A 13,117-nucleotide genomic window follows, 5' to 3' on the forward strand; every position below is an offset into this window, starting at 1 on the left:
AACCCTTTTGTCATGTCGTACCGCGGGTTCAAGCGGCTGCTCGGCGAAACCGGCCTCGAACGGAAGTGCCGCTACCTGCTCGGCGCGGGCGTCATCCTGCTTATGTCGATTAGCTTCGTCGTGTACGCCCGGCAGACGGAGGAGCTGGCCTACGACCAGTTGCAGAACACCGGGCAAACGCTCGTCCCGGCCGCCGTCGCCCGCGTCCACGCGAAGGCCGACCAGCGGCAGGCCCAGGAGCAGTACCAGAAGTGGGCGGAGGAGGACGTGCCGGCCCCGTTCAAGAGCTACAAGTACAACCTCTACTCGGCGCTGCCGAACGGGAACGCCGACTACCAGCCGCGGGCCGACGAGCTGCCCGTGCTGCAAGCCTTCCAGCAAGACCCGACCCGGACGAACTACGCGGTCACGGTCCCGGCCGTGCGGGAGTACGTCTACTACGCCCCGGTCCGGGCCAGCCGGTCGTGCGTGCCGTGCCACCAGAGCGAGAAGGACGTGCCGAACCCGGTGAAGGACCTGAAGGACGGCGACCTCATGGGCATGGTGTCCGTCCGGATGTCCACGGAACTGATCGAGACGGGGTTCCACCAGAACCGGGCGCTCTTGATCGCGTTCGCGTTCGGCACGACCGTCCTCATCCTCGCCGGCAGCTACCTCATCATTCGGTACGTGATCGTGAAGCCGGTGAAGCACCTGAAGGACGTGAGCGAGGCCATCGCGGCCGGCGAGCTGAACGTGCGGAGCGAAATCCAAACCGGGGACGAGTTCGAGGACCTGTCGGTCGCGTTCAACCGGATGCTGCGAAACCTGACGAGCATGCAGGACCGCAACCGCGGCCTCATTACCGACCTGGACCGGAAGGTGGACGAGCTGGCCCGCGTGAACATGGCGCTGTACGAGTCGAACCGGCTCAAGGGCGACTTCCTCTCGACGATGAGCCATGAGCTGCGGACGCCGCTGAACAGCATCATCGGGTTCAGCGAGGTGCTGCTGAACGCGGAGAACCTGAGCGAGAAGCAACACCGGTACGCCGGGAACATCATGACGAGCGGCCAGCAGTTGCTCGCGCTCATCAACGACGTGCTCGACCTGGCGAAGGCCGAGTCCGGCAAGATGCGGTTCCACCCGGAGCCGGTGAACGTCGCGGAGCTGTGCGAGCAAACCCTGGCGCTGCACCGGCAGGCGGCGGAGAAGAAGAACGTCGAGCTGCGGCTCAGCCTGCCGCCGGAGTTGCCGCCGGTGAAGCAGGACGCCGGGAAGCTGCGGCAGGTGCTGGCGAACCTGATCTCGAACGCCATCAAGTTCACGCCGGAGGGCGGCCGCGTGACGCTGAGCGCGAACGTCGTCGAGCCGGACCTGTTCTTCACCGTCGAGGACACCGGCGTCGGCATCGCCGTCGAGGAGCAGGAGAGCATCTTCGACAAGTTCCGCCAGAGCGCCAACCCGCTGACCCGCGAGCAAGGCGGCACGGGGCTGGGCCTCTCAATCGTGAAGGAGTTGACGAAGCTGCTCGGCGGCGAGGTGACGCTGAAGAGCGAGTTGGGCCGCGGCAGCACGTTCATCGTGCGGGTGGCGGCGCAGTTGAAGGAGGAACCGCTCCTCGCGTTCGACCTGCCGGGGGAGAAGTTGTAAAAAATGTAGGGCGGGTCAAGGCTTTGCGCCGACCCGCCGCATGGGTGCAACCACCACCGAGAGCCGTCGAACGGACTGGAACCGCCCCGGCGGGTCGGCGCAAAGCCTTGACCCGCCCTACAAATCTTGTCGCCGGTAGACGTACCCCACGTCGATCTGCTCGAACCCCAGTGACGTGCACAACCCGACCGCGGCCGGGTCGTCGGATCGGACCTGCAACTCCACGATGCCGAAGAACTGGTCCTGCAGGAACTTCAAGATGTGGAACACCAGCATCTTGCCGATGCCCTGCTTCCGCAGGTCCGGCCGCACTTGCACGTCGATGATCCCGGCCGACGGCGCGTTCCACCGCCACCCGAACCCCTCCAGCTCCCACGCGATCGCGCGGGCCGCCGGCATCCCGGTCAGCTTGTCGATGACGCGGAACTCGGCCGGTTCCAGCGTGTTCCACAGGCACTCCTGCCACCACGACGCGATGGCCGCCGCCTTCAAGAGTTGCACGTCGTACCGCCGGCGGATCAGCGGGATGCGGGTGTCCACCAGCGAGATCGGCTGGTCGAGCGCCCGCTGGAACACGATCACCGACTCGGCCGGCTCGTAGCCGAACTTCGCGAGAAAAGGCTTCGCGTCCGCGTCGCTGTCCAGCACGCCGGGCGAGTTACTGCCGCCGTAAAGCCCGAACAGGTGCGGGTTCAACGGCCACTGCGACCCGAACACGACCCGCCCCGCCCCGCGCTCGCGGAGGTACGCCTCGGCCCGGCTCAGCAGCTCCCGGCCGACGCCTTGCTTGCGATGAGTGGGGCGAACGAGGGTGCAACAGACGATGCCGTAGGAGGTGTCGAGTTGCGTCTGCTCGTCGTTCGGGGCGAAGGCGGCGAGCGCGAACCCGACGATCTTCTTATCCCCGTCATCGGCCACGTCCTCGGCCACGACGAGGGACGCGGCCTCGAAGTACGGCTTGCTGAACACCCACCGCTCGAGCAGCGCGGGGTTGCGGATCGGGATGGCCCCGCGGTTGACCGCCGCCTCGTTCCAAACGTCTGCCAGCCCCGGCGGGTCGGTGTTGCGGTACGGTCGGTAGACGATCACGGGCGGCCTCGGGGAAGCGCGGGGTGCTACTACTATATCTGAACTGAACCCGTGACGGCAGCCATAGACCCGGAGGGAATCGTGATCCGCGCGTACAAGCCCCGCAGGTTCCGCGGGGCGCCCGTTCTGCTCGCCCTCGCCCCCTTCCTGCTCGCCGCCGACTGGCCGCAAATCCTGGGGCCGAACCGCGACGGGCGGTCGGCGGACACGAAGCTGAACTGGGACTGGGCGGCGAAGCCGCCGGCCGTCGCGTGGGCGAAGGACGTGGGCCGCGGGTGGGCCGGCGTGGTCGTCGCGAGCGGCACGGCGTTCCTTTTCCACCGGGTGGACGACGACGAGACGCTCGCGGCGCTCGACCCGGCGACCGGCAACGAGAAGTGGGCGTTCAAGTACCGGACGAAGTACAAGGACGATTTCAACTTCGACGACGGCCCGCGGGCGACGCCGACGGTCGCGGACGGCGTCGTTTACTTTCTCGGCGCGAACGGCGACCTACACGCGGTCGATGCGGCGAAGGGCGGCAAGAAGTGGCATCGGAACATCCTGGCCGACTATGCGCCGGCGAAGGGGTACTTCGGAGTCGCCTGTTCGCCACTGGTGGCGGGCGGCAAGGTGGTCGTGAACGTCGGTGGAAAGGGGGCGGGCGTCGTCGCGTTCGACGCGGCCACCGGGAACGAGGTCTGGAAGGCGAGCGACGACGGGGCGAGCTACTCGTCGCCGGTCGTCGCCGAGTTCGGTGGGAAGCAGGTCGTGGTCGCGTTCACCCGCCGCGGGCTGCTCGGCTTGGAGTTGGACACCGGCAAGCAACTGTTCGAGCTGCACTGGCGGGCGAGCATCGACGCCTCGGTGAACGCCGCGACGCCGCTGATACTCGACGGGCACATCTTCCTCACGTCGTCCTACAACACCGGCGCGATCCTGCTCAAGTGCGACGGGGCGAAGGTCGAGGAGGTGTGGTCGAACGACAAGTCGCTGTCGTGCCAGTACGCGACGCCGGTGCGGATCGGCGACCACCTGTTCGGCACGGACGGCCGGGCCGACTTCAACACCGGCCGCCTGCGGTGCGTGGCGTGGAAGACCGGCGCGGTGACGTGGGGCGTGGACAAGTTCGGCTGCGCCGGCGTCATCGCGGCGGACGGCAAGTTGCTCGCGGTGACGGAGGCGGGCGAGGCCGTGGCGTTCGAGGCGAACGCCGAGAAGTTCGTCGAGTTGGGGCGGAAGAAGATTCTGGACGGCAAGGTGCGGGCGATCCCGTCGCTGGCCGACGGGCGGCTGTTCGCACGCGACGAGACGAAGTTGGTGTGCGTGGCGGTGAAATGAAGAACCCACCCGTCGAAGCGACGGGTGGGTTCGGATTCTGCTTGAGTGTTACTTCTTCTCCGGCTTCGGCTCGTCCTTCTTCTCAAAGGCGTCCGCCGTGGACGGGCGGATCATCTCGAAGTACTTCCGCACCGTCTGCCGGTGGCCGAGCGGGATCGGCTCACTCTCCAGCACCGCCTGCGACTCCTTCTTGCCCTTCTGGAACTTCTCCTGGTACTCCTTGCTCGCCCGCTGGCGGGCCTCCGGCGTCGTTGTCGTCTCCGTGTCCGACTCGCCCTCGTCGCCCGGCGTTCCCGTCACCTGCACCTCGTTCCGCTTGCTGTTGAGCTTCGTCCGCTCGCCTTCGTTGCCGCTGATGCCGCGGCCCCAGTCGCTGCTCGGGTTCATGCTCTTCTGCGGGTTCTTCGTGCGGGCCCCGCCGTTCATGCCGAGGTTCCCCTTCGCCTCGTTCGCGTCGGCGTCCTCGGCGTCGAGCAGGTTCGCCGCCCGCCGCTTGCGGATCGCGGAGTTCACCTTCTTCGCCAGGTTCTTCGCCGCGTTGCCGACGTTCGCCTTGCCGCCGCCCTTGACGGCGTCCGCGAACTCGCCGATCGCCTCGCCCAGCGACCCCTGCCCGGCGTCCCCGGCCTTCTTCTGCTGCTCGCGGAGCTTCTGCTCCAGGTCCTTCGCCTCCTTCGGCGTGAGCGACACCTCCTGAATCTTGTCCAGCTCCTTCGCCGCCTTGTCGAGGTCGCCCTTCTGGAGGGCCTTGCCTGCCCCCTCGAACGCCTGAGTCGCGGCCAGCGTGGTGCCGAGCGCCCCAAGCTGCCCGTCCAGGGCGGCGATGTTCAGGATGTCGGCCATCGCCCGGTTGTTCGCCATCATCTCGGACAGCTTCGCCAGCGCCTCGTTCTCGCTCGTCGGCTCCTGGGCCATCTGCTCGGCCAGCTTGTCGTTCTTCTTGATGAGTTCGTTGAGCGCCTGCTTCTCCTCCGGCGTGGCGTCGTCCGTGTCGTGGATCATCTCGGTCAGTTCCTTCTTACGCTCCTCCCACGCCGCCTTCCGCGCGTCGGCCATCTCCTGGACGTGGCCGGGCGTCGTGGCCGGCCCCGCTTCCGCCTCCCGCGGCGACAGCGGCCACAGCAACAGCGTCAAGGCCGCGGCCGTGCCGATGACGGCGTAGGGCCACGTCCGCGGGGCGGTCAGCGGCACGACGGCCTTCGGCTCGACGGTTTGCAGGTGGGTCATCGCGTCCGTGTACTGGAGTTCCTTCAGGTCGTCCGCGGCCCCCTGGCTGGCGAACGCGAGGGCAGTGACGGTCCGGTCCTTGAGGCCGTAGTGCCCGTCGATGGCGGCGGCCGCCCCGTGGTCGTCGCGGCGGAACGTCAGGCCGATGAGCAGGCCGACGACCGGGCCGACCGCGAGGACGGCGGCGGACACCGCCCACGGCAGGTCGAGGTCGAACGCCAGCCGGGCGACGCCGCCGGCCAGCCCGCCGACCGCGGCGACCAGTAGGCCGGCCACGATGCAGTGGATGGTGAAGACCGATTGCTGTCGGGCCTTCACGGGTTTGATCGCGCCGAGCAGTGCTTCTTTCATACGCCGTCCCTCCCCGTCGGGTGGAAACTTGGAAGCTAGTTTAGCTTCAAATCAGGTTGAGAACAATCGGAATAGTAGTAGGCACACTCCGTGTGCCGTTTGCTGTCCGTCGCAGTCACTCCGTCCAGGTCGCCGCGGCACCATAGTAGTAGGCACACTCCGTGTGCCGTCTGCTGTCGGTCGCAGCGACTCGGGCGAACTCGCCGACAGGCCGAGGAGACGGCACACGGAGTGTGCCTACTACTTTCTGCCCATCACCATCTTCATCGGCGGCTTCTGCCGCCCCAGCACCAGGTCGAAGTCGATCCGCCGCAGGGCCACGTCCGCCAGGAACACGAACATCGCCGCGATCAACAAGTACGGCCACAGCGGCAGCGGCCGGGTCGCCGACCGCTCGTCCGGGGCGAACACCGCCTCCGGGTCCGGCTTGAACGTGCCGCCGCTCACCTGGGCGAGGTCCTGGAGCAGCTTCTCGTCCGTCGGCCGGATGCGGAGTTCGTCGTCGTAGTTCACCACCAGCCCGCGGGACTGCTGCGTGGCCTGCTGGCCCTTCGCGTCCTGGTTCATCTGGACGTGGTACGTCCCGGTCTTGTCGATCGGGAACTCGCCGACGTAACGGCCGGGGGCCGTCTGCGTCATCGTCAACTTTTTCTCGCCGCCTTGTGGTTCGAGGACCGTCAGCGATGTGGTCGCCTCGTTCAGGTAGTTGCCGTCCACCTTCACGGCGTCGAGGGTGACGGTCGCCTTGCCGTCCTTTTGCGCCATCTGGACGAACACGCCCTTCGCGTCGGACTTCCGCATGCTGTGCCGGACGACCTGCGCCCAGAACTTGCCGAACAGCGGCTGCGACACCCACTCGGCGGCCCACCGGCCCTTCGCGTCCGACGTGAACGCGACCGAGAACCCGAGGCCGTACCGCCACCACGCCAAGAGCGGGTCGCCCTTGTCCGTGATGAGGATGATCTCGCTCGTCGGCTTCGGCCGCGTCGTCACGTACCCGAACAGCGGGGCGGCGTTCTCGATGTTCAAGTCGGACAGCACGGCCGACGACCGCAGGATCGTCGGCGTGAACGGGATTTCGTTGATCGCCGACTTGCTCGCGGTCACGGTCTCCTTCGCGAAAATCTGCGGGATGTTGGCCGGGTCCTCCGAGTGGTAGTACCGGCCGTTGCCGATCTTCGCGATGCTTTCGAGCAGCTTGAAGTCGCAGTCGTCGCCGACGGCGACGGTGCTGCAGGTAATCTTCGCCTGGACCATGTTCTGGGCGATCCCCTCGAAGTCGGCCGGCTCGGAGATGCCGTCGGTCAGGACGATGGCGTGCTTGAGCTTCGCCTGGATGCCCTGCAGGGCCTCGTAGGCGGCCTCCATCGGCGGCCCCATGACCGTGCCGCCGCCGGCCTCGATGGTGCTGATCCTGTCGATGATCTGGGCCTTGTTCGACGCCGGCTGGATGTCCGCGATCCAGAACAGGTCGCCGTCGAACGCGCACACGCCGACCTTGTCCCGCGGGCCGAGCAGCTCGACGGCCGCCTTCGCCGCGTCCTTCGCCATCTCCATCTTCTGCCCGCCCATCGACCCGGACTTGTCGATGACCAGCACCATCGCGATGCTCGGCTTCTCCTTCTCCTTCTCGAAGTCGGACCGCACGGGGAGGATTTCCTCGACGGTGGACTTGTAATACCCGCCGAGGCCGAACGACTGGTCGCCGCCGATCATGAGCAGGCCGCCGCCGAGTTCCTGCACGTAGGTGCGGATGAGGTTCATCTGCCGGGTGCTCATGGCCGTGGCCGGGACGTTCGACAGGGCGATGAGTTCGTAGTTCTGCAGGTCCGACAGCGAGTCCGGGATGCCCTGCGTCGGCCGCACGTCCACCTTGATGCCCTCTTGCTCGAGGGCGTATGCCAGGTCCTTCGCCTGCTTCGTGTCGGTGTCCACGAGCAGGATGCGGGGCTTACCGTTCGTGTACACGAGCGCCTTCGCCGTGTTGTTGTCCAGCAACTTGTCGTTGAACCCCTTGACCCGGACCGTGTACTCGGTGTTCCGCTCGCCGACGATCTGCAGCGGCGAGATGGCGAACTTGTTCTCGCCCTTCTTGATCTTCCGCTTTTCGGACGCGACCTTGTACGCCCCGCGGTAGACCTCGACCTCGCCCTCGTCGTCGTGGTTCGAGTCGATGGTGATCTCCATCTTGAACGGCTCCCCCTCCCGGACCTGGGCGGGGACGTTCACGTTGGAAACTTGAACTTCCGGCTCGGTGCGGGTGGCGAGCGGGACGGTGCTGACCGGCACGCCGCCGCGGAGGGCGGCCCGGATCGCGTCCCCGGCCGTCTGGTTGCCGTCCGACAAGACGACGATCTTCGGCACGTGGCTCGGCGGAATCCCGGCCGTCGAGACCTCCAGCGCGGCCGCGATGTTCGTCCCCTTCTGGTTCACAGCCGCGCCGAGCGCGCGGTCGGTGACGAGGGCCCCCGGCTCCGCCCCGAACCGGACGAACGCGTACTTGTTCGACCCGGCCGCGGCCGTCGCCTTACCGATGAAGTCGTCCACCGCGGCCTTATTCTCCTCGCCGACGCTCATGCTCTCGTCGATGGCGAAGACGACGTACTGCTCCTTCCCCGGCTGCAGGAACGTGAGACCGCACAGCGCGAGGACGAGCAGCCCGACGACGAGACCGCGGGACGCGAGCGAAAGGATTCGCTGCCACCGGGCGAAGTCGGTGAGGCCGCGGAAGTAATACCAGACGAGCACCGGCAGGGCCAATATGCCGAGCAAGTACCAGGGTTGTGTGAGTTCCAACGGCATCGGCAATCCTCAGCTGATCCAGCGTCGTTGGTAGAGGTACCACTCCAGGGCCGCGAGCAGGAACGCGGCGATCGTCAGATACCACCAGACCGGCCGCCCGCCGAACCCGCCGACCAGCCCGGCGGCTTCCGCGGTCCCGCTCGTCTCCGGCCCGTCCTGCGGCCGCAGGTCGCTCTCGGCCCGGCTCATCAGGTTCACCGCGAACTCCTCGACCGGCGCGCCCGCCGTCGTCGGCACGACGGCCCACACGCCGACCTGGTCGAACGGCCCGACGGTCGTTTTCGTCGGCCCGACCGGGAGTTTCTTGGCGGTCCCGTCCGGGGCCTTCAACTGGAACTCGCCGGCCGGCAGCGTCACGTCGGCCGTGCCGCCGGTGGCGACCGCCTCGCGGAGTTCCCCCGCCGCCCCCGCGAACACGCCGAGCGTGTTCATCACGAGAATCGGGAACGCCGTGCGGAACGGCAGCTCGCTCTTGTCCAGGTCGGCCGTCAGCACCAGCACCGGGCCTTCCGGCCGCTGGATCAGCGACACGAGCGGCTCGTTGTTGAGCGAACTCGCCAGCACCTGCGGCTTCCCGGCGGGCGGCAGGAACGTCATGTTCCGCGCGTCCGGCAGGATGACGTTGTCGAGCCGGACGTGCGCCATGTACGGCGAGTCCTTCTCCTGCTTCGTGACGATGGCCGCGGGCAGCTTCTCGCCGAGCTTGTAGAGGTCCGTGTCGTTCTGCGGGTCCACCACCAGCACGCTGCCCGGCGGGAGCTTCGTCGGCGTCTCGCGGTGGAAGACTTTGATCGCCTTCGCGTCGAAGTCCTTCGGCAACTCCTTCCGCGTCTGCGTCAGTTGCACGAGCGAGTTCGCTTCCAGCACCTTGTGCAAGAAGAGGTTCCCGCTCGCGGTGTGGAACTGCACGTTCATCTTCTCCCGCTTCGGCAGCAGCGCGACGGCCGTGTTGTCGGCGGGCAGCTTGTCCGCGAACGGCTCGCTCTGCTTCTCGCCCTTCACGGTCAGTTTCGCGGTGAGGACGCCGCCCTCGGCGGTCGTGTACTGGCTCGTCTTCGTCCACACCTCGCCGGGCTTGAGGTTCAGCGGGACCACGTCGCTCACGCGGTCGCCGAGCGTGATTTCCAACCGGAAGTCGCCGCTCGGCTCGTCGGACTGGTTTGTGATTTCGACGAGCGTTTCGTACCCGATCGGGTCGATCGTGCTGCGGCGGACCTGGAAACGGGTGATGCCGACGTTCGGCGTCTTCTCCCCGATCCGAATCACGCTGAGCTTGATCCGCTCGGCTTCCGGCTTCTTCTCCTCCTCGGCCAGCGCCTTCGCCAGCTCGTCACCGCTGCCGTCGGTAATGATGACGACGCGGCTCTCGGCCTCCGCCTGCTCCTTGTTCACGAGCCGGCGGGCGGTGGCGATGGCGTCCGCGAGCTTGCCGGGGCCGTCGGTCGGCGGCACCGCGTCGAGCGCGTCGCGGAGCGTCCGCTGGTGGCCGGTGAGGCCGCACACGACCTTCGGCTGCGTCCCGGCCGTGACGATCGCCATCTCGTCGCGGAACCGCAGCCCCTTGATGACGGCGTGCGCCTCCTGGACCGCCTTGCCGAGCCGTGTCGGGTCCACGTCCGTGGCCTTCATGCTGGCCGAGTTGTCGAGGACGAGGAGGACTCGCCGCTTGTTCGTCGCCTCCCACGAGAAGAACGGCTCCGTCAACGCCGCGACCAACAGCGCGAGCAGCGCGAGCTGCACCATCAGCGAGACGAGATGCCGCAACCGCTGCCACAGTGAGCGGGGCTTCTTCTCGTCGAAGATTTGCCGCCAGAAGATGACCGTGCTGACCGGCACGCGCTTCAGTCGAATCTTCAGGATGTAGAAGATCACGACCGGCACCGCCAGCAGCAGCCACAGGAACGCCGTCGGGTTCGTTAAGCTCATGATGAATCGGCCACAGATGAACACGGATGAAAACAGATCAAACCAAATCCAAATATTGATTTTTGGTTGTATCTGTGATTTCTGTGTTCATCTGTGGCCCCTTTCCCCTTCTACCTCACGGAACCGGCTTGGCGCATCATCTTGAGGATCAGTTCGTCGAACGCGATCTCGGTCGAGGTCCGCGTGCAGCCGAGGCTGTACCGGTTGCAGTACGACTGCACCTTGTCCTGGAAGTCGTTGAACAGTTGGCGGTACTGCTTCAGGTTCTTCTCCGTCACCGTCACCTTCCGCGCGTTGCCGCTCTCCACGTCCCACATCTCCACGTCGCCGAGTAGGTCGGGCGGCTCCCGCTCGTACTTGTCGAAGACTTGCACGACGTGCGGCTCGTACTTGCGGTGGCGGAGCAGGTCGAGGCCGCGGTCGAACCCGTTCGGGTCGTACAGGTCGCTGACGACGACCACGAGGCCCCGCCGCTGGTCGCGGTGGATGAACCCGGTCGCGACCCGCTCGAGGTTCGTCTCCTCGCCCTGGGCGTCGAGATTTTCGAGGAACTTCAGTAGCGAGAGGATGCGCCCTTTGCCCCGCGTAAGCGGGAAGTCGGCGACGATGTCGTTGGCGAACGCGGTCACGGAAATGCGGTCCAAGTCCGCGAGTGCGATGTACGCGAGGGCGGCGGCCACCTGCCGGGCGAAGTCGAACTTCGGCGGGTCGCCGAACGCCATGCTGCGGGAGCAATCGACGAGGAAGTAGACGTGCAGGTCTTCCTCCTCCTGGAATCGCTTCAGCAGCAGTTCGTTGTGGCGGGCGAAGAGGTTCCAGTCGAGGTAGCGGAAGTCGTCGCCGGGGGTGTACTCGCGGTGGTCGGCGAACTCGATCCCGGTCCCGAGCTGCATTGTCCGCCGCTGGGCCATGAGAGACCCGCGGAACACCCGCTTCGAGATGAGCGAGAGGTATTCGAGCTTCTTCAAGAAGTCGGAATCGAAGAGAGCCATGATTTAGCCACAGATGAACACGGATGAAAACAGATCAGAAGAAAACAGGGCTAAAGACAGTTCGTGTCGGGCTGGCCTCGGCACTTCTTGCGGTCGTTGTCGAAAATGCGACGACGAACCGTGGGCTTCGTGCCGAAGTTCAACAGTAGACCGAGTTCGATGTCGGTGGCCCGGAGGTAGTTGAGCAGTTGCGCCTCGTGGGCCGCGTCCAACGCGCTGGCGGCCTTCAACTCCAAGATCAAAACACCCTCGACCAAAATGTCCGCCTCATACATCGCGATGGCTCGCCCACGGAAGTAGACCGGCAACTTCGCTTTCGACTCGGCGTCCAGCCCGGCCTCCCGCAGCGCGAGGACCATCGCCTGATGGTAAACCTCTTCCAAGAACCCGTAACCCATCTCGTTGTAAACGTCGTAGAAGACGCCGATCACGCGGCCGGTGAGTTCCGCGTGCGGGTACTCTTCAAACTCTGTTTTCTTCTGATCTGTTTTTTCCGTGTTCATCTGTGGCCAATTCCTCTTCAAACCGCGGCTGGTTCCTTCACGTTGTTGAGGATGTTCTGCACGACATCGTCCGCCGGGATGCCGTCGGCCTGGCCCTCGAAGTTCAGGATCAACCGGTGGCGCAGGGCCATCGGCGCGACCTTCCGCACGTCCTCGCGGGCGACGTGGTAGCGGCCGTCGAGGATCGCGTTCAGCTTCGCCGCCAGGATGATCGCCTGCGCCCCGCGGGGGCTGCTGCCGTACCGGACGTACTTCTTCGTGCTCGGGGCCGCCAATTCATGGTCCGGGTGCGTCGCCATCACGACGGAAATCGCGTACCGCCGGACCTCGTTGGCGATCGGGATTTGCCGGACGAGCTTCGCCAGCGCCCGGATGCGCTCGGCGTCGAAGATCGCTTCCACCGTCGGCTTCGTGGACTCGGTCGTGCGGTCGAGGATCGTTTCCATGTCGGTGAAGGACGGGAACTTCACCAACAACTTGAAGAAGAACCGGTCGAGCTGAGCTTCCGGCAGCGGGTACGTGCCCTCCATCTCGAGCGGGTTCTGCGTCGCCAGCACGAAGAACGGGTCCGGTAACTGGTACGTCTGCCCGCCGACGGTGACGTGCTTCTCCTGCATCGCCTCGAGCAACGCCGACTGCGTCTTCGGCGTGGCGCGGTTGATTTCGTCCGCCAACACGATGTTCCCGAAGATCGGGCCGCGCTGGAACTCGAACTTCCGGCCGCCGTCGTGCGTGTCGAGGACGACGTTCGTGCCGACCAAGTCGGCGGGCATCAGGTCCGGGGTGAACTGCACCCGGCTGAACTTCAGGTGCAGTGAGTCGGCGATCGTGCGGACGAGCATCGTCTTGCCGAGGCCGGGGACGCCCTCGAGCAGGACGTGCCCGCCGGCGATCAGCGCGGCCAGCGTGCCCTCGACGATGTCGGCCTGCCCGACGATCAGCTTGCCGATCTCCTCCCGGAGCCGTTGGAAGTCCCGGCGGAACCCGTCGAGTTCGTCTTTGATGGCTTCCACGCTCATCGGCTCGCCCTCCGCGTCTGATGTTCGATTCGAGAAGTTACAGGAATTTCTGTTGCACGCCGCGCCGACCTCAGTTAACTTGTCTGAGGTTACCGAGTCCCGCGGCCGTTGTCAAATGTCTCTTCGGAAAATCTTTCGAGATTGAAACGAATGAAACCCCAGGACGTTAACAGGAAGACGCCGCGAATTCGCCAACGTTTCGCGGCACGCCGAGTTTCTCCGAGGAACGCGGCGAACGCGGGGCGAATTTTTTTCC

General features: G+C 66.0%; 9 protein-coding genes. 2 read left to right on the top strand and 7 right to left on the bottom strand.

Translation table 11 applies throughout. The features are described 5' to 3' along the window. The first annotated feature begins 12 nt into the window (after positions 1-12). Positions 13-1,632, top strand: a complete 1,620-nt coding sequence (locus AC5JJ2_RS15275; protein WP_495858867.1) for an ATP-binding protein — start codon at positions 13-15, stop codon at positions 1,630-1,632. 117 nt (positions 1,633-1,749) lie between these two features. Here AC5JJ2_RS15275 and AC5JJ2_RS15280 read toward each other — a convergent pair whose 3' ends face one another. After that, complete coding sequence (locus tag AC5JJ2_RS15280) at positions 1,750-2,721, bottom strand: GNAT family N-acetyltransferase (protein ID WP_495858868.1); 972 nt, start codon at positions 2,719-2,721, stop codon at positions 1,750-1,752. An 81-nt stretch (positions 2,722-2,802) separates the two neighbouring features. On the opposite strand from AC5JJ2_RS15280, the gene AC5JJ2_RS15285 reads away from it, so the two are divergent. Further along, complete coding sequence (locus AC5JJ2_RS15285; RefSeq protein WP_495858869.1) at positions 2,803-4,041, top strand: outer membrane protein assembly factor BamB family protein; 1,239 nt, start codon at positions 2,803-2,805, stop codon at positions 4,039-4,041. A 48-nt stretch (positions 4,042-4,089) separates the two neighbouring features. Here the strand turns inward: AC5JJ2_RS15285 and AC5JJ2_RS15290 are convergent, their stop codons facing one another. The 6 genes from AC5JJ2_RS15290 to AC5JJ2_RS15315 form a co-directional block, all read right to left on the bottom strand. Then, on the bottom strand, positions 4,090-5,619 hold the full coding sequence (locus AC5JJ2_RS15290; RefSeq protein WP_495858870.1) for a DUF8809 domain-containing protein: 1,530 nt from the start codon (positions 5,617-5,619) through the stop codon (positions 4,090-4,092). Positions 5,620-5,859: 240 nt separating this feature from the next. Continuing rightward, complete coding sequence (locus AC5JJ2_RS15295) at positions 5,860-8,421, bottom strand: VWA domain-containing protein (RefSeq protein ID WP_495858871.1); 2,562 nt, start codon at positions 8,419-8,421, stop codon at positions 5,860-5,862. Positions 8,422-8,430: 9 nt separating this feature from the next. Next, positions 8,431-10,347, bottom strand: coding sequence for a VWA domain-containing protein (locus tag AC5JJ2_RS15300; RefSeq protein ID WP_495858872.1), 1,917 nt, complete (start codon positions 10,345-10,347; stop codon positions 8,431-8,433). Between the two features lie 110 nt (positions 10,348-10,457). Continuing rightward, entirely contained in the window at positions 10,458-11,339 is an 882-nt protein-coding gene (locus AC5JJ2_RS15305) for a DUF58 domain-containing protein (protein WP_495858873.1), read from the bottom strand. Positions 11,340-11,389: 50 nt separating this feature from the next. Then, the gene (locus AC5JJ2_RS15310) at positions 11,390-11,842 is read right to left on the bottom strand and encodes a GxxExxY protein (RefSeq protein WP_495858874.1); all 453 of its coding nucleotides are present in this window, start codon (positions 11,840-11,842) and stop codon (positions 11,390-11,392) included. A gap of 17 nt (positions 11,843-11,859) precedes the next feature. After that, positions 11,860-12,861: an AAA family ATPase gene (locus AC5JJ2_RS15315; RefSeq protein ID WP_495858875.1), complete on the bottom strand. Its 1,002-nt coding sequence runs from the start codon at positions 12,859-12,861 to the stop codon at positions 11,860-11,862. Positions 12,862-13,117 lie beyond the last annotated feature (256 nt).

This window comes from Limnoglobus sp. (genome assembly GCF_059499385.1).